Annotated in this window: 13 protein-coding genes; 10 read left to right on the top strand and 3 right to left on the bottom strand. The window is 68.1% G+C overall.

What is annotated here, in order from left to right; translation table 11 throughout:
* The first annotated feature begins 55 nt into the window (after positions 1 to 55).
* The 10 genes from AAHM44_RS10670 (at position 56) to AAHM44_RS10625 (ending at position 12,664) form a co-directional block, all read left to right on the top strand.
* Positions 56 to 637 carry an ANTAR domain-containing response regulator gene (locus AAHM44_RS10670; protein WP_184170618.1) on the top strand — a complete coding sequence of 194 codons (582 nt, stop codon included), beginning with the start codon at positions 56 to 58 and terminating at the stop codon, positions 635 to 637.
* Complete coding sequence (locus tag AAHM44_RS10665) at positions 634 to 1,842, top strand: CmpA/NrtA family ABC transporter substrate-binding protein (protein ID WP_342249957.1); 1,209 nt, start codon at positions 634 to 636, stop codon at positions 1,840 to 1,842. The genes AAHM44_RS10670 and AAHM44_RS10665 overlap by 4 nt, the downstream gene beginning before the upstream one ends.
* Positions 1,843 to 2,067: 225 nt before the next feature.
* A complete protein-coding gene (locus AAHM44_RS10660; protein WP_269574183.1) occupies positions 2,068 to 3,357 on the top strand; it encodes a nitrate/nitrite transporter in 1,290 nt (429 codons plus the stop codon).
* Positions 3,357 to 4,538, top strand: a complete 1,182-nt coding sequence (locus AAHM44_RS10655) for an alginate export family protein (protein WP_342249956.1) — start codon at positions 3,357 to 3,359, stop codon at positions 4,536 to 4,538. Before AAHM44_RS10660 ends, AAHM44_RS10655 begins: the two co-directional genes overlap by 1 nt.
* A gap of 10 nt (positions 4,539 to 4,548) precedes the next feature.
* Positions 4,549 to 7,014, top strand: coding sequence for a nitrite reductase large subunit NirB (gene nirB / locus AAHM44_RS10650; RefSeq protein ID WP_342249955.1), 2,466 nt, complete (start codon positions 4,549 to 4,551; stop codon positions 7,012 to 7,014).
* Positions 7,011 to 7,349, top strand: coding sequence for a nitrite reductase small subunit NirD (gene nirD, locus AAHM44_RS10645; RefSeq protein WP_342249954.1), 339 nt, complete (start codon positions 7,011 to 7,013; stop codon positions 7,347 to 7,349). The genes nirB and nirD overlap by 4 nt, the downstream gene beginning before the upstream one ends.
* A 1-nt stretch (position 7,350) precedes the next feature.
* Complete coding sequence (locus tag AAHM44_RS10640) at positions 7,351 to 9,939, top strand: molybdopterin-dependent oxidoreductase (protein WP_342249953.1); 2,589 nt, start codon at positions 7,351 to 7,353, stop codon at positions 9,937 to 9,939.
* Positions 9,932 to 10,702 carry a uroporphyrinogen-III C-methyltransferase gene (cobA, locus tag AAHM44_RS10635; protein WP_342249952.1) on the top strand — a complete coding sequence of 257 codons (771 nt, stop codon included), beginning with the start codon at positions 9,932 to 9,934 and terminating at the stop codon, positions 10,700 to 10,702. Before AAHM44_RS10640 ends, cobA begins: the two co-directional genes overlap by 8 nt.
* A complete protein-coding gene (locus AAHM44_RS10630) occupies positions 10,699 to 11,931 on the top strand; it encodes a molybdopterin molybdotransferase MoeA (protein ID WP_269574189.1) in 1,233 nt (410 codons plus the stop codon). Before cobA ends, AAHM44_RS10630 begins: the two co-directional genes overlap by 4 nt.
* A 61-nt stretch (positions 11,932 to 11,992) precedes the next feature.
* Entirely contained in the window at positions 11,993 to 12,664 is a 672-nt protein-coding gene (locus AAHM44_RS10625; protein ID WP_342249951.1) for a TonB family protein, read from the top strand.
* A gap of 3 nt (positions 12,665 to 12,667) precedes the next feature.
* Here AAHM44_RS10625 and AAHM44_RS10620 read toward each other — a convergent pair whose 3' ends face one another.
* From AAHM44_RS10620 to AAHM44_RS10610, 3 genes are all read right to left on the bottom strand, one after another.
* Positions 12,668 to 13,744, bottom strand: coding sequence for a cytochrome-c peroxidase (locus tag AAHM44_RS10620; protein WP_342249950.1), 1,077 nt, complete (start codon positions 13,742 to 13,744; stop codon positions 12,668 to 12,670).
* A 5-nt stretch (positions 13,745 to 13,749) separates the two neighbouring features.
* Positions 13,750 to 16,236, bottom strand: a complete 2,487-nt coding sequence (locus tag AAHM44_RS10615) for a TonB-dependent receptor plug domain-containing protein (protein WP_342249949.1) — start codon at positions 16,234 to 16,236, stop codon at positions 13,750 to 13,752.
* A gap of 112 nt (positions 16,237 to 16,348) precedes the next feature.
* Positions 16,349 to 17,830 carry a tryptophan halogenase family protein gene (locus AAHM44_RS10610; RefSeq protein ID WP_342249948.1) on the bottom strand — a complete coding sequence of 494 codons (1,482 nt, stop codon included), beginning with the start codon at positions 17,828 to 17,830 and terminating at the stop codon, positions 16,349 to 16,351.
* Between the last annotated feature and the right edge of the window lie 9 nt (positions 17,831 to 17,839).

Below are 17,839 nucleotides of genomic sequence, written 5' to 3'. Positions count from 1 at the left end.
TTGACGCAGGGCATGCGCCGGATAAGCCTCGCGCGCGTAGGCTTGGGGACCGGCGTTGCGCATTGCCATCATCGACGACAGCGGGCTGCGCGCCACGATCCTGGAGGAGGGATTGCGCGAGGCCGGCTTCGAGGAAATCGAGATCGTGCCCCCGCACGGTGCCTTTGTCGCGCGGCTCGAGCGGATGGCGCCCGACGTCGTGCTGATGAACCTCGGCAACGCCAATCGCGATTCGCTGGAGGAGATGCTGACGGTGAGCCGCGCGCTCGCCCGGCCGATCGCGATGTTCGTCGACCAGTCGGACGAGGGGATGATCGGCGCGGCGATCGATGCGGGCGTCTCGGCCTATGTCGTCGACGGGCTGCGCAAGGACCGGGTGAAGCCGGTGCTCGACCTGGCGATCCGCCGCTTCAATGCCTTTTCCAGGCTGCAGACCGAGCTCGATGCCGCGCGCACCGAGCTTGCCGAGCGCAAGACGCTCGATCGCGCCAAGGCGATCCTGATGCAGAGCCGGGGCCTCAGCGAGCCCGAAGCCTATGCGCTGCTGCGCACCACCGCGATGAAGCAGGGGCGGCGCATCGCCGAAGTCGCCGAAGCCCTGATCACCGCCGCCGACCTGTTTGGAGACGGGCGATGACGCCGCTTTCGATCGCCTTCCTCCCCCTGACCGACAGCGCGCCGCTGATCGTGGCGCGCGAGCGTGGCTTCGCCGAGGCCGAGGGCATCGCCCTCACCCTGGTGCGCGATACCAGCTGGGCGACGGTGCGCGACCGGCTGGTCTATGGCCAGGTCCAGTGCGCGCACATGCTCGCGCCGCTCGCCGTGGCGGTGACGCTGGGGCTCAGCCAGGCGCCCTGCGCGATCGCCGCGCCGTTCAAGCTCAACGACAATGGCAATGCGCTGACGCTTTCGGCCGAGCTGGCGGCCGCGCTCGATCCCGATCCGCGCAACCGCGTGCAGGATCCCGTCGCCACCGCGCATGATTTCGCCGCCGCGATCGGGCTGCATCGCCGAAAGCCGGTGATCGGCATCGTCCATCGCTATTCGAGCCACGCGCTGATGCTGCGCTACTGGCTTGCCTATGCCGGGGTGAACCCGGACCGCGATGTGACCCTGCGCGTGCTGCCGCCCTCGCTGATGGTGCAGGCGTTGCGGCTGGGCGAGATCGACGGCTTCATCGCGGGCGAGCCCTGGGGCAGCGTCGCGGTGGCCGAGGGGATCGGCGAGATCGCCGCCGCGGGCGTGAACATCTGGCAGCGCGGCGTCGAGAAGGTGCTCGCTACCCGCGCCGACTGGGCCGAAGCCAATGCCGATCAGCTCGGCCAGCTGCTCCGCGCGCTCGACCGCGCCGCCGCCTGGTGCGACGATCCGGCCAACCGGGAGGATGTGGCGGCCCTGCTTGCCCGGTCCGACTATGTCGGCCAGCCCGCCGAGCTGATCGCCCAGGCGCTGGCCGGGCGGATGCCGCTGATGCGCGGCGGGGAGGTGATCGACCTGCCCGATTTCCTGGTCTTCCACCGTGGCGCGGCCAACTTCCCGTGGCGCAGCCAGGCGCTTTGGATCTACTCGCAGTTCGTCCGCTGGGGGATGGTCGAGCCGAGTGCCGAGGCCGAGCGGGCGGCCGCGGGCGTGTTCCGCTCCGACCTGTACCGCAGCGCGCTTGCCGGGCGCGGTGTCGCGATGCCGGGCGCGAGCATGAAGGTCGAGGGTTCGCTGGCGAATCCGCTCGCAGCTGCGTCGCATCAGGGCAGCCTGATGCTCTCGCCCGATCGGTTCTTCGATGGCAAGTCTTTCGATCCGCAGGATATTTCTGGCTATCTGCAGGCCCTGAAACAAAGCTGAAATTTTTGCACTTGCGAAGAAATCCACTTCGCGTCAGCTTATGCGAGTCGCCCGAATGGCCGGGGGACGCTTATCGGATGTCCGCGGCGACGTAGGCGCGAACATCCACCGGAATTCAGCAAAGCCGCTGTCCGATCACCGCCTCGCGGGGGATCGGCAGCGGCTTTTTTCGTGCCTGCGGCACATCAGATTTTTCGTGCCGGACGGCACGGGGGAGCAGAGCGGATGAAGATCGCGGAACTGGCGCGCGAAGGCTTCGAGGCGATCGGCGGGGGTGCCGATGTCGATTCCTTTCCGGCACGCAAGGCAAAGTCGGCATTCTGGAGCAGCGGTCATACGCCGACGCTGATCGCCGCCTTCCTCTATTTCGACCTGGCCTTCATGGTCTGGGTGCTGCTCGGCCCGCTTGCGCCGGAGATCGCCAAGGACCTGCACCTCAGCCCCGCGCAGAAGGGCCTGATGGTGGCAACGCCCACCCTGGCCGGCGCGGTGCTCCGCCTGCTTGTCGGCCTGCTCGCCGATCGGATCGGGCCGAAGCGCACCGGGGTGATCGGCCAGGTGATCGTGATCGCCGGACTGCTCACCGCCTGGCGGCTGGGCGTCCACAGCTTTGCCGGCACGCTGGCGCTGGGCGGTGTGCTCGGCTTTGCCGGCGCCAGCTTCGCGGTGGCGCTGCCGCTCGCCAGCCGCTGGTATCCGCCCGAGCATCAGGGCAAGGCGATGGGCATCGCCGGCATGGGCAATTCGGGTACCGTGCTCGCCGCGCTGTTCGCGCCGATGCTGGCCAAGGCGTTCGGCTGGAACGCCGTGCTCGGCCTGGTCTGCATCCCGCTGGCGATCGTGCTGGTTGTCTATGTCGTGCTGGCCAAGGACGCGCCGAACCAGCCCGCGCCCAAGCCGCTCGCCGCCTATCTCGAGCCGCTCAAGACCGCGGACGCCTGGTGGTTCATGCTGTTCTACGGCGTCACCTTCGGCGGCTTCTCCGGCCTCGCCTCGTCGCTGACCATCTACTTCACCGATCAGTTCGCGCTGAGCACGGTAGTCGCCGGCTATTGCACCGCGGCCTGCGTGTTCGCCGGGTCGCTGGTGCGCCCGCTCGGCGGGGCGCTCGCCGACAAGGTGGGTGGCGTCGCGGCGCTCACCGCCGTCTATATCGTCGCGGCACTCGCGCTGCTCGGCGTCAGCACGTCACCGGCCAGCCTTGGCGTCGCGCTCACCCTGTTCGTCATCGCGATGCTCGCGCTCGGAACCGGCAATGGCGCGGTGTTCCAGCTGGTGCCGCAGCGCTTCGGCAAGGAGATCGGCATCCTGACCGGTCTGGTCGGCATGGCGGGCGGCATTGGCGGCTTCTACCTTGCCTCCTCGCTCGGCTTCGCGCGGCAGGCGACCGGTGGGTTCGGCCCGGGCTTCCTGATCTTCGCGATGCTGGCGCTGGGCGCACTTGCCGGCCTGACCTTCGTCAAGGGCAAGTGGCGGGCGCGCTGGGTCGCCGCGGCGCAGGGAGTGCGGATCTGATGCGCGCCGCGCTCCTCCTTCCTCTGGCCATCGCCGCGACGCCGGCGATGGCGCAGGAGATGAAGCCGATCGTCGATGCGCGGCTTCGCTATGAGCGTGTCGATCAGGCCGGGCTGGCACGGGATGCCGATGCGCTCACGCTGCGTGTCCGCGCCGGGTTCGAGCTCAAGCAGGGTGTTTTCGCGCTGCTCGCCGAGAGCGAAGGCACGCTGGCGCTGAGCGAACGCTACAACAGCACCGTGAACGGCCGCACCGCCTGGCCGATCGTAGCCGATCCCGAGAATGTCGAGATCAACCGGATTCAGCTCCAGTATCGCGGGATCAAGAACACCGTCTTCACCGCCGGCCGCCAGCGCATCGCGCTCGACGACCAGCGCTTCGTTGGCAATGTCGCCTGGCGGCAGAACGAGCAGACCTTCGATGCGGTGCGCGTCGAGAGCAAGGCGCTGGGGCCGGTGGCGATCGACCTGACCTATGCCTGGGCGGCGCGCACGATCTACGGCGTCGAGAGCCCGATCGCCGGGATCGGCGGCGACAATGTCTTCGCCGGCGCGAGCGTGAAGCTCGGCCCGGTCAGCGCCAAGGGCTTCGCCTATCTGGTCGATCAGGACTCGACCGGCCGGCGGCAATTCTCCAGCCAGACCTATGGCGGGCGGGCGGCGACCACGCTGCCGCTCGGCGCCGCCAAGCTTTCGCTCGCCGCCAGCTATGCCCGCCAGTCGAACTGGCGCGACAATCCCAATCGCTATGCCGCCGATTACTGGCTGGCCGAGGGGCAGCTCCAGGTGAAGGCCTTCGGGGTGAGCGGCGGCTATGAGGTGCTCGGCGCGGACAAGGGGCTGGCGAACACCAGCTTCCAGACGCCGCTGGCCACGCTGCACAAGTTCCAGGGCTGGGCGGACAAGTTCCTCGTCACCCCGGCGGACGGCATCCGCGACCTCTATGCCGGGGGCAGCTATGCGCTGGCGCTCGGCAAGGTGCCGGTGATCACGCTGCAGGCGATCTACCACCGCTTCGACAGCGACCGGAACGCGCGCCGCTACGGCGAGGAATGGGACCTGCAGCTCGGTTTCAAGCCGCTCAAGCGCGTCGCCGCCCTGATCAAATATGCCGATTACCGCGCCGCCAGCTTCGCGACCGATACGCGCAAGCTGTGGCTCGAGCTCGATTTTACCCTGTGAGGTTGCACGCATGACCCATCACATCGACCGCCCGCACCTGGTGGTGATCGGCAACGGCATGGCCGGCTGCCGCGCCGTCGAGGAACTGCTCGCCCGCGATCCGGGTCGCTACCGGGTGACGATCTTCGGCGCCGAGCCGCATGTGAACTACAACCGGATCATGCTCTCCCCGGTGCTCGCCGGCGAGAAGACGTTCGACGAGATCGTGATCAACCCGCGCGACTGGTATGACGGCAACGGCATCGAGCTGGTCGCCGGCGACAGCGTCACCGGGATCGACCGCGCGGCGCGAACCGTCACCGCCGCCAGCGGTCGCACGGTCAGCTATGACAAGCTGCTGATCGCCACCGGTTCGGATCCCTTCATCATCCCGGTGCCGGGCAAGGACCTGCCCGGCGTTATCAGCTTCCGCGACATGAAGGATGTCGACGCGATGCTGGCGGCCGCAGGGAAGGGCGGTGACGCGGTGGTGATCGGCGGCGGCCTGCTCGGGCTCGAGGCGGCGCATGGCCTGACCCTGCGCGGCATGAAGGTCACCGTGCTGCACCTGATGCCGACGTTGATGGAGCGCCAGCTCGACGAGGCGGCGGGCTGGCTGCTCAAGTCCGAGCTGGAATCGCGCGGCCAGACGATCCTCACCGGCGCCGACACCGCCGAGATCCTCGGTACCGATCATGTCGAGGGCGTGAAGCTCAAGGACGGGCGGGTGATCCCGGCCAGCCTGGTGGTGATGGCGGTGGGCATCCGCCCCTCGACCGCGCTTGCCCGCGAGGCCGGGCTGGCGGTGGGCCGCGGCATCCAGGTCGACGATCACATGGTCACCAGCGACGCCAATGTGCTCGCGGTCGGCGAATGCGTCGAGCATGACGGCAATGTCTATGGCCTGGTCGCGCCGCTCTGGGAGATGTGCCGGGCGCTCGCCGACGGGCTGGTCGAGGCACATACCGGCTATCGCGGTTCGGTCACTTCGACCAAGCTCAAGGTCTCCGGCATCGACCTGTTCTCCGCCGGCGATTTCTCGGGCGGTGACGGTGCCGAGGACATCGTCCTGCGCGACGCCAGCCGCGGCATCTACAAGCGCGTGGTGGTCAAGGACGACCGCATCGTCGGCGCCGTCCTCTATGGCGATACCGCCGATGGCAGCTGGTATTTCGATCTGCTCAAGAAGCAGGAGGACATCTCCGATCTCCGCGACCTGCTGATCTTCGGCCAGGCATTTGCCCAGGGAGGTGGGCAGGCGGACCCTAAGGCGGCCGTTGCGGCGCTCTCGGACGATGCCGAGATCTGCGGCTGCAACGGCGTGTCCAAGGGCCAGGTCGTCGCCTGCATCGAGAAGGGCGCGTGCAGCCTGGATGCCGTGCGTGCCGGCTGCAAGGCATCGGCGAGTTGCGGCTCCTGCACCGGGCTGGTCGAGACGCTGCTGGCGGTCACGCTGGGCGACGCAGTCCAGGCCGGGCCCAAGACGATGTGCAAATGCACCAGCTTCGGCCATGACGATGTCCGTCGCGAGATCGTCGCGCAGGGCATGCGGTCGATCCCCGAGGTGATGCAGAAGCTGCACTGGTCGACGCCCGACGGCTGTTCCTCCTGCCGCCCGGCGCTCAATTACTACCTGCTCTGCGCGCTGCCCGGCGACTATCAGGACGACCAGCAGAGCCGCTTCGTCAACGAGCGCATGCACGCCAACATCCAGAAGGACGGCACCTATTCGGTCGTCCCGCGCATGTGGGGCGGCATCACCACCCCGCAGGAGCTGCGCGCGATCGCCGACGTCGTCGAGAAATACGATGCGCCGATGGTCAAGGTCACCGGCGGCCAGCGGCTCGATATCTTCGGGATCAGGAAGGAGGATTTGCCGGCGGTCTGGGCCGATCTCAACGCTGCCGGGATGGTCTCCGGACACGCATACGGCAAGGCGCTGCGCACGGTGAAGACCTGTGTCGGCTCCGAATGGTGCCGCTTCGGCACGCAGGATTCGACGGGGCTCGGCGTGAAGCTCGAGCGCGGCTTCTGGGGCAGCTGGATGCCGCACAAGTTCAAGATGGCGGTCTCGGGCTGTCCCAGGAACTGCGCCGAGGCGACGATCAAGGATTTCGGCGTTGTCTGCGTGGATTCGGGCTATGAGCTCCATGTCGGCGGCAATGGCGGCATCCATGTCCGCGCAACCGACCTGCTGGTGAAGGTCGCGACCGAAGAAGAGTCGCTCCACTACGCTGCAGCCTTCGTCCAGCTCTACCGAGAGGAAGCGCGCTATCTCGAGCGCACCGCGCCGTGGATCGAGCGGACCGGCCTGCAATATGTGAAGGACCGCATCGTCGAGGACGAAGCCGGTCGCGACGCGCTCGCCGCGCGCTTCTGGCACTCCCAGACCTTCAGCCAGGACGATCCCTGGGCCGAGCGCGCCGCCGGCCAGGAACGCGAACAGCATGCGCACATGGCTGCCTTCAATCCCATCCGCGTGGAGGAAATCGCATGATCGGCGAATGGCTCGATATCGGCTGGCTGCAGGAGATCCCGGTGCGCGGCAGCCGCACCATTCCGGTCGAGGGCGGCGAGGAGATCGCGGTATTCCGCACCGGCGACGACAAGGTGTTCGCGCTGGTCAATCGCTGTCCGCACAAGGGCGGCCCGCTCAGCCAGGGCATAGTCCATGGCCATAGCGTCGCCTGCCCGCTGCACAATTGGAACATCGCGCTGGCGACTGGCCTGGCGCAGGGCGAGGACAAGGGCTGCACCCCGGTGATCCCGGTGAAGATCAGCGGCGGCCGCGTGCTGATCTGCCGCGCGAGCACGCTGAAGGCGGCGGCATAGCATGACGGCGACCCGCACCACCTGCGCCTATTGCGGCGTCGGCTGCGGGATCGTCGCGACGCGCACCGGCGCGCGCTCGGTCGAGATCAAGGGCGATCCCGAGCATCCCGCCAATCATGGCCGGCTCTGCTCCAAGGGCACGCATCTCGGCGAGACGGTGGGCCTGGAGGGTCGCCTGCTCCACCCGATGATCGGCAAGCGCCGGGCGAACTGGGACAAGGCGCTCGACCTGGTGGCGAAGCGCTTCCGCCAGGCGATCGCCGAGCACGGACCGGACAGCGTCGCCTTCTACGTCTCGGGCCAGCTGCTGACCGAAGACTATTACGTCGCCAACAAGCTGATGAAGGGTTTCATCGGCTCGGGCAATATCGACACTAATTCGCGGCTCTGCATGTCGAGTGCTGTCGCCGGCCATGTCCGTGCGTTCGGCGAGGATGTCGTGCCGGCCAGCTATGACGATCTCGACGCCGCCGACCTGATCATATTGGTCGGCTCGAACACCGCCTGGTGCCATCCGATCGTCTACCAACGGATCCGCGCACGCTGCGATGCCGGGGCTAAGCTGGTCGTGATCGATCCGCGCCGCACCGAGACCTGCGAGGGAGCCGACCTGCACCTCGCCATCCGTCCGGGCAGCGACGTCGCGCTGATGAACGGGCTGCTCGCCCATTGCCGCGAAGCCGGTCTGGTCGATGAGGCCTATCTCACCGCGAGCGTCAGCGTGCCCGAGAATTTCTGGGACCAGGTTGGAGAGGGAAGCGACCTGTGGTCGGTGGCACGGACATGCGAAGTGCCGGCCGCCGACCTCAGGCGCTTCTATGAGCTGTTCGCCGCGCATCCGCGCACGATCACTTTGTTCAGCCAGGGCATCAACCAGTCGATCCGCGGCACTGACCAGGTCAACGCGATCCTCAACCTGCACCTCGCCACCGGCCGGATCGGCAAGCCGGGCGCGGCGCCCTTCTCGATCACCGGCCAGCCCAATGCGATGGGCGGGCGCGAAGTCGGCGGGCTGGCCTCAAGCCTTGCCTCGCACATGGATTTCGCGCCCGAGAACCGCGCCCGCGTCCAGCGCTTCTGGGCCTCGCCCACGATCGCGCCCAAGCCCGGCCTCAAGGCGGTCGACCTGTTCCGCGCGATGGGTGAGGGGCGGATCAAGGCACTGTGGATCATGGCGACCAACCCGGCGGTCTCGATGCCCGATGCCGGGGCGGTGCGCGAAGCACTGGCCCGCTGCCCCTTCGTCGTCATCTCCGATGTGATCGCCGAGACCGATTGCACCCCCTTCGCCCATGTCCGCCTGCCCGCCACCGGCTGGGGAGAAAAGGACGGTACGGTCACCAACTCCGAGCGCCGGGTCAGCCGCCAGCGCGCCCTGTTCGAGGCACCCGGCGAGGCACGGCCCGACTGGTGGATCATCAAGGAAATCGGCCGCCGCATGGGCTGGCCGGGCGACTTCGCCTATGCCCGGCCTGCCGACATCTTCCGCGAGCATGCGCGCCTTTCCGCCTATCAGAATGACGGCGCCCGGCTGTTCGACCTGGGGGACAAGGTCGCGATCGGCAATGTCGACTATGAGGCGATGGCCCCGTTCCGCTGGGGCGGAGACGCCTTTGCCGATGGACGCTTCCCGACCCCCGATGGCCGCGCGCGGCTGGTGCCGGTCGCCCAGATGCCGCTGCCTGCGCCGCTCGCCAACTGGCCGCTGACGCTCAACACCGGGCGCTACCGCGATCAGTGGCACACGATGACGCGCACGGGCCTCAGCCCCAAGCTTTCGCGCCACCGCGAGGAGCCCCTGGTCGAGGTTCATCCCGAGGATGCCGCTGCCCAGGGCCTGGAGGATGGCGGCCTCGCCCGCGTCTCGACGCCGCAGGGCGCGAGCCTGTTCCGTGTCCAGTTCAGCACCGGCCAGCGCCGGGGCGAGATCTTCACGCCGATCCACTGGACCGATCGGCAATCCACCGGAGGCCGCACCGGCCTGCTCCCGCGTCCGCTGGTCGATCCGCATTCCGGCCAGCCCGGCTTCAAATCGACGCCCGCGAAGATCGAGGCGGTCGCTCCCGCCTGGCGCGGCTTCTTGATCACTACCGAAGCAATGGACCGCCCGGATTGCCTTTGGGCCACCCGCGTCTCGGTGCCCGGCGGCACGCTCTACGAACTGGCCGGCGATGGCGATGCGCAGGCGATCGAAGCCAGGCTGCCGCGCGGCGAGCGGATCGAGAGCTTCGACCGTGCACGCGGATCGCACCGGGTTGCGGTGATGCGTGACGGCCGGCTGGTCGCGGCGCTGTTCCGCACCGAACGCGGGCTCCTGCCCAAGCGCGAATGGCTGGTCGAACAGCTTGGCCAGGCTGCCACCGCAGCCTTGCTCGCCGGCGCGCCGCCGGGCGCGCGCGAGGATCGCGGGCCGATCATCTGCCTGTGCTTCGATGTCGGCCTCAAGACAATCGTCGCGGCGATCGGCAGCCAGCAGCTCACTACGGTCGAGGCGGTGGGCGCGGCACTGTCGGCGGGCACCAATTGCGGTTCGTGCCGGCCCGCGATCCGCCGGATCCTCGACGAAAACAGGAGTGCCGCCAATGGATGAGTTTCTTCCGGGCGAAGTCTGGCTTGTCGGTGCCGGACCGGGCGATCCCGATCTGCTCACCCGCAAGGCGGAGCGGCTGCTGCGCGGCGCGAGCGTGGTCTTCTATGACGCGCTGGTCGGCCCCGGCGTGCTGGCGCTGATCCCCGAACATGTGCGCCGCGTGCCCGTCGGCAAGCGATCGGGCCGGCATTCGAAGGATCAGGGCACGATCGATGCGCTGCTCGTCGAGGCCACGCTGGACGGCGAGAAGGTGGTGCGTTTGAAGGGCGGCGATCCCTCGGTCTTCGGCCGCTCGACCGAGGAGATCACGGCGCTGGCCGCTGTCGGCGTTCGCGCACGAATCTGTCCCGGCATCACTGCGGCGAGCGCGGCGGCGGCCTCGGCCGGCATCTCGCTGTCGCTGCGTGGCCTGGCGCGCCGCGTCCAGTTCGTCACCGCGCATGTCCGGGCCGGCGAGAAGCTGGCGCTCGACTGGGCGGCGCTCGCCGATCCCGCCGCAACGACGGCCTTCTATATGGGGCGCGGTGCCGCGGGTGAGATCAGCCGCCAGCTGGTCGCGGCGGGACTGGACCGGGCGACGCCGGTGCTGATCGCCTGCGACATCAGCCTGCCGGGCGAACGGCTGCTCCACACCCGGCTCGACCTGCTGCCGATCGCTGCCGCGGCAATCGCGGAGGACAAGCCGACCCTGCTTCTGGTAGGCGCGGCGGTGGCGAGCACCGGCGGTCAGTCGGCTGCGATGCTGGCGGAGCGAGCGCAGTGAAGCATGTCCGGGTTCCGGTCGATGCGCGTGTGCCTTGTGGCGCCGCGCTGCGGTTCGATGCCGCCCAGGCGATCCTCGCCGCGGTTGCCCGGCCGCTGGGCACGGAACGCGTGTCGCTATCCAGGGCGGGCAGGCGCGTGCTCGCCGAACAGGTCCGCGCGGCGATGGACATCCCGGCGCGGGATCTTTCTGCGATGGACGGCTTTGCGGTGCGCGAGGCTGATCTCGCCGTCGGCCGGCGGCGATTTGCCGTGATCGGCGCTGCCTATCCGGGCGCGCCTTTTCATGGAGCGATCGCGCCCGGCGAGGCGGTGCGGATCATGACCGGCGCGCTGATGCCCGCCGGCGCCGACCGAGTGTTGATGCGCGAACTCGTCAGCGCCGAAGCTTCGATCGCCACGCTCGACGGCGCGGTTCCCGCCAAGCCCCATGTCCGGTTGCGCGGATCGGACACGATGGCCGGAGCCGTCGTGCTGCCGGCCCGCAAGCTCCTCGATCCACGCGCGCTTGTGGTTGCTGCCGCGGCCGACGCAGCGGAACTGACCGTCTGGCGCGCGCCGCGCGTCCGTGTGATCGCGACCGGCGATGAACTGGTGCCCGCCGGCGAGGCGCAGGCGAGCGGTGGCATCCCCGACAGTCTTTCCGAAGCCGTGCTGCTGATGGCGCGCCAATGGGGCGCCAGGCCGCTCGGCGCCGTGCAGGTGCGTGACGACGCAGCGCTGCTCGCCGCCGCGGCCGAAACTGCGCTGGCGGATGCCGATGTCCTTGTCCTGTGCGGCGGGGCCTCGCGTGGGGATCGAGACTTCGCCAGGTCGGCGCTCCTGCCGCTGGGCCTCGAGCTGCTGTTTGCCGATGTCGCGATCAAGCCGGGCAAGCCCGTCTGGCTCGGGCGGATCGGCACCAGGCTGGTGCTCGGCCTGCCGGGAAACCCGACCGCGGCGATGACGGTCGCACGCCTGTTCCTTGCACCGCTGCTCGCCGGACTGGGCGGTCGTGGCGTGCAGGCGGCGCTTCGCTGGGAAAGTCTGCCGTTGACGGAGGATATGGAAGCCAATGGCGACCGCGAAGCCTTTCTGTGCGCCGAGCGGGCCGATGCGGGCGTGCAGGTGATCGCGGCCCAATCTGCCTCGGCCCAGTCCATGCTCGCGCGGGCCGACATGCTGGTCCGCCGCTTGCCGGGGGATCCGGCGTTGGCGGTCGGCAGCACAGTGTCCTTCCTCCGATTCTGATTTTGTTGTTATTGCGACGCGTTCGCGATAATGCGCGCGCGTGTATCCACCCAAACGCTCATTGTCGGAGCGGTCCGGCGCCGTCACCCTGACCCTGCTGCTGACGGCCGCGCCGCTCGGGGCGGTTCTCGCGCTGTTCGCCGCGCCGATGCCGCAGACCGCCAGCACCCGCGCGATGCGGATCTTCGACGTTTCCGCCGAAAGCATCGCACCAGAACCCGAGCCTGATTCCGAATCTGCAATCCGATCTGTCGTGCGGCCGGAGATTTCCGCACCTTCTCCCGTGCCGGTGGTTGCTCCGAAGCCGGTGCGGCCGGTGGAAGTCGCATTGGCGCCGCCGGTGACGCTCGCCGTCGCAGGGCCTATCCAGGCAGCGCCTGCCGCAGCCGAGAGCGCGGCGCGCCCGGCATCCACCGGCGCGGAGAGTAGTCGTGCAGCCAAGCCGACCGAACGCCGCGAGGAGGCCGACCAATATGGCCGCGCCGTATTCCGCGAGATCCGGGCGCGGCAGAGCTATCCGGCCGAGCTGGCACGCGCGGGGCTTACCGGTACGGTGGTGGTGGAACTGAAGGTCTCGTCCCGCGGCCGGGTCTATGCGGTTGTCGCGATATCCTCCGAGAATGCGGCGCTCGATCGCCTGGCGCTGGCGCAGGTGCAGGCCACGCTTCTCCCCCCGCCGCCGCGAGGGGAGCCGCGCGTCTTCCGCATCCCGATGACCTATCGTTCGCGCTGAGGCTCACAGCATCTCGAGAAACGCCACGAGCGCGGCGCGTTCCTCGGCGGTGAGCGCCACTTTCTTCAGCTGCGGATCGGGCTGGGGTGGCGGCGCCTTGGTGGTCGCGCTCTGCACCTTGCGATCGACCCCGCCGCCCGCGGCATAGAGGTTCACCACCCCGGCCAGGGTGGGGAAGATGCCGTTGTGCATATAGGGCCCGGTCCGCCGCAGCGCGCGGAGCGAGGGCGTGCGGAACCGGCCGACATCGATCGCGTCGTGCGTCACGCCGTAGCGGCCGACATCCTCCAGCCGGCGTCCGTAGAAGCTGATGCCGAGATTGTGGAACTTCTGGTCGGTCAGCAGCGGTCCGTTATGGCAGTTCGCGCAGCGCGCCTTGGTCCGGAACAGGTGCAGGCCGAGCAGTTGCTGGTCGGTCATCGACGCGGTGCCGCGGGTGAACACCCGGTCCCACGGGCTGGTCGGCGGCCGCAAGGTGCGCTCGAAGCTCGCGATCGCCCGGGCAATATCGTCCATCCGGATACGCTTGACCCCGAACGCCTGCCGGAAGGCGTCGCGATAGTCCTTCTCGCCGTTGATCCAGTGCTCGACCCGTCCCGGCTTGGCCGCCATCTCGACCAGGTTGGGGATCGGCTGCAGCGCCTGATGCTCCAGCGTCGGGCTGCGTCCGTCCCAGAACAGGCTGTGCATGAAGCCCGCGGTGAACAGGCTCATCGCGTTGCGCTGGCCGCGCTGGCGATCATGCCCGAACGACGTCTTCAGCCCGTCGCCGAACCCAAGTTCGCGGGCATGGCAGGAGGCGCAGGCGAACTGTCCCGATGCCGAGAGCCGCGGTTCGTCGAACAGCCGCGCGCCCAGCGCGACCCGCTCGGCGTCGATGCCGGCGGGGCGCTGGGCCGGGGGCAGGGGGCCGAACTCGACGAACTCCACCCCCGGATCCACTTCTGCGCCGGGCCAGGTCGAGACCGGCCCGGCATAGGCCCGGCGCAGGTCGAGCGGCTCCGCGTCCTGCCGGAACGCCGCTGCCGTCAGGAACAGCAGCGTCGATCCCAGCAGGGCAAAACGGGAAACCCGTTCCATGCGCATCAGAACTTGTACGACAGGCCGAACCAGGCCGAGCGGCCGGTTTGGTAGGGATTCGAAGTCAGGGCGTAGTCCTGCATCGGAACGCGGTTGAGCAGGTTCGAAATGCGCGCATCGAGCGTCAGCGTGCCGAGCCTGCTGCGGATCACCTCGAGTTGCGCGTTGAGGTTCATGTCGAGGCTGGCGCGGTAGTGCCTGAGCGCCACCACGTCATAGCTGACCCCGTTGATCGTCTGGTTCACCCCCGAATCCTCGATCCGGTCGAACCCGTTGCGGAAGCGCGCATTGACGTTGGTGGTCAGCCGGTCGTCGAGCCAGCGCCCGGTCCAGGTCATGTTGGCGATGAACGGCGAGGCGAATTCCAGCCGCTGGTTCTGGTCGAGGATCGACAGCGCCGAGACCAGCTGGCCATTATAGACGTACATCACGTCCGCATCCTCGACATTGTCGCTCGTCAGCAGATAGTCGGTGTTGCTGGTATAGGCCTTCGAATAGTTCACGTTCGCCGCGATGCTGTGCTTGCCGAAGGCGCGGGTCCATTCGAGCGAGCCGCCCCGGTAGCGGCTGCGGCCGTCATTGTTCGGCGTGTAGAGCGTATAGGTCGTCGTTGCCCCGGTCTCGAGCGTGCCGGTCACCCGCGTCGCCACCGAGCGCGAGAACTCGTCCTTCGCCCAGCGGAACACCCCCTTGAGGCGCACCGTGCCGCCCAGCACCTTGCCGGTCACCGCTCCGGTCAGCTCGTCCGAATAGGGCGTCTTGAGGTCGGCATTCGCGTAGCTCGTCGAATGGGTGGTGCTGTAGAGCGTCCAGCCGCTGTCCGAATAGGTCAGCCGCCCGCCCGAGCTGACCCCGTTGCGGCGATAGATGAAGTTGTCGGGATATTGCTCGCGCAGCGCATAGGCGAGCATCGAGCGGCCATAATAGCGATTGGCGCCGCCGGTGAGCGACCAGCCCTTCCACAGGTCGACAGTAGCCGACAGGCGCGGCGCGAAATTGTGGTTCCCGAGGAAACTCTCATAGTCGTAGCGCACGCCGCCGCGCAGATCGACCGGCCCTGCCTTCACCGAATATTCCGCCCAGCCAGCGATGCTGTCGAGCTCGACCTCGGCGCGATAGGCGCGATATTCGCTATACTGGCCCAGCGCATATTGCCCCGTCGCGCAGAGCAGGCTCTCGCCGCTGGCGCAGACGATGTTGGTGCCGCTGGTCGCGCGCGAATAGGCATAGTTGGTCTCGGGCCGGCTGCGCATCGCGGTGATCCGCTGATAGTCCACGCCGCCGCGCAGCTCGCCCGGGCCGATGTCGCGCGCCGCGGTGAAGCTGAGCCCGAAATTATCCTGCCACTGGTCGACATTGCCGAAGCCGCCGATCGTGCAGTTGGCGCTGCTGCACACCGCGCCGTTGGTACTGGTCGAGGGGATCGAATAATTGTTCGCCGAGGCGGTGCGCCCGGAATCATTGTGGCTGAACCGCGCCTTCAGCGTCCAGCGCGTGCTTCCGCTGTTCTCGAGCTGCAATTGCCCGGCAAGGCCACCGCCCTTCGAAGTGACGAGATTGTCGATGCCGTTGTCCGCCGAGGATTCGCTCTCATAGGGCGAATAGGTGAACTGCGCCGTCAGCTTCAGGCTGGGTGACAGGTCGGCCACGCCGCGCAGCATGATGTTGTCGCTCACGCTGCTCTGTCCGTAGGAAGAGCCGCCATAGGCGGCGGCGCGATAATAGGTCACGTCTGCGCGCGAGCGATTGGCCGCGATCAGGAAGGCGACATCCTCCGAGACCGGTACGTCGACACTGGCGCCGAACCGCCATTTGCGGAAGCTCGGCCGGTCGGGCAGCGCGGCGCCGTTCAGCGCGGCGCGCGAGGCGTCGGAGATGCGATAGTCGACCAGCTCGTCGGAGGTGAAGCTGACCGTGGCCGAGCCGCCGAACTTGTGCCGGGGATCGCGGGTGCGGATATCCAGCGCGCCGCCCGTGAAGCGGCCGAATTCGGCCGAGACGTTGGAATCGCGCACTACGATCTCGCCGACCAGGTTGGAATCGAGCCACAGATTTTGCGCCGAATTGCCTGCGGGCTCGGCGAAGTGCTGCGGGTTGTCCTGGGTGATGTCGAGCCGGCTATTGGCATCGATGCCGTCGATGGTGATGAGATTGTCGTAGATCCGCCCGCCGGAGATCGAGATGTCGGCGGGGCGCAGGTCCTGCAGATCCTCGCGCGATGCCCGGCCCTCGGCGCGGTCGAACTGCACCGTCGGCAGCGCCTTGAGCAGCTGGTTCACATCGCCCGAGCCCGGCGCGCGCGCCTTGATCTCCTGCTCGCGGATGATCGTGGTGCCGGTGTCGTTGCCCGGTTGCAGCTCATAGCTCGGTGCGGCCTTCTCGCCCTCCGCCACGGTTTCCGGCAGCGCCTCCGCCTGCTGTGCCTGGGCGGTGCCGGCCGCGAGCAGGCCGAAGGCGATGGCGGCGAGGGAGGCGGATAGACGAAGATGCATTGCGGACCCCTTTTGGTTTTAGGGGCCGCGCAATAGCAGCTGAAATTGCTAATGCAAACGATTCGCAATATAAGTTGAGCGGAAGGCGTCGCCAGCCGATGCGCCCGTCAGCTCATGCCGCAACGAACCTTTCGAGGAATGCCTGGTGCGCCGGCATCTGCGCCACCGTCTGCGTGATGTCGGCCTTGAGCTTGCCGAGCGCCCCCTGCAGCTCGCCCTCCACGATCATCCGGCCCATATGGTGATGGCTTCGCGGCTCGAGCCGCTGGCCCAGCATCACCTGCACCCAGCTGTCGACACGGAACAGGTCGTCCGATGCCTGCCAGGCGATCGCCCCGTCGCGGAACGCCGCGATCCGCTCCTCGAGCGAGTCCGGGATGTCCATCGTCCGGCAATGTTCCCAGAAGCCGCCATCCGCGCGCTCGTTCAGCCGGTAATGGAGGATGATGAAGTCGCGGATCCGCTCGATCTCGGTGCGGCTCAATGCGTTGAACCGCTCCGCGACGCCTTCGCTCACCCCGCCGAACGGGAAGAGCTGTACCAGCCGGGTGATCGCGATCATGATCAGGTGGATGCTGGTCGATTCCAGCGGCTCGACAAAGCCGCTGGCCAGGCCGAGCGCCACGACATTCTTGTCCCACACCTTGCGCCGGCGCCCGGCCTTGAAGCGGATCAGCCGCGGCTCGATCAGCTTCTCGCCTTCGATCCGCGCATCGAGCAGCGCGCGGGCGGTCTCGTCGTCGAGAAAGTCCTTCGCATAGACCAGCCCATTGCCCACCCGGTGCTGCAGCGGGATGCGCCATTGCCATCCCGCCTGGTGCGCGGTCGCGCGGGTATAGGGAACCGCCGGGCCGACCGAGGCGGTCTGCACCGCGAGCGCGCTGTCGGTGGGCAGCCAACGGCCCCAGTCCTCATAGCCGGCATGCAGCGCCTGCTCGATCAGCAGCCCGCGAAAGCCGGTGCAGTCGATGAACAGGTCGCCTTCGATCCGATCGCCGGAGGCAAGCTTGAGCGCGGTGACGAAGCCGGTTTCGGGATGCTGCTCGACCGTCTCGATCTTGCCCTCGATCCGCTCCACCCCCAGCGGCTCGGCGAACTTGCGCAGGAAGCGCGCATAGAGCCCGGCATCGAGGTGATAGGCATAGTTGATATGCCCCTGGTCGGGGATGGCGAAGCGCTCAGCCTTGGCCGCCTGCAGCTCGAAGCAATAGTCGCCCAGCTCGCCACCCCAGCCTTCCTCGCGCGCATGCAGCCAGAAATGGTGGAAGTCGCCCATCCAGTTCGATTTGCCGAGCTGGCCGAAGCTGTGGATGTAGCGATCGCCTTCGCGCGCCCAGTCCTCGAACAATATGCCCAGCTTGAAGGTGGAGAGCGTATCGCGCAGGAACGCCTTCTCGTCGATGCCGAGCAGGTCGTGGAAGGTGCGGGCGGTCGGGATGGTGCTTTCGCCGACGCCGATCGTGCCGATCTCGTCGCTTTCCACCAGCGTGATCTCGAGCAGCGGCCCGAGCAGCTTGGCGAGCGCCGCCGCGGCGATCCAGCCTGCGGTGCCGCCACCCGCGATAACGACGCGCCGCACCGGTGCCTGGTCCATCTCGTCCCC

This window comes from Sphingomonas sp. OTU376 (assembly GCF_038440415.1).
GTDB lineage: Bacteria > Pseudomonadota > Alphaproteobacteria > Sphingomonadales > Sphingomonadaceae > Sphingomonas > Sphingomonas kyeonggiensis_A.
The sequence above is the reverse complement of the archived record's forward strand: the minus strand, read 5'-3'. Positions and strand labels throughout refer to the sequence as shown.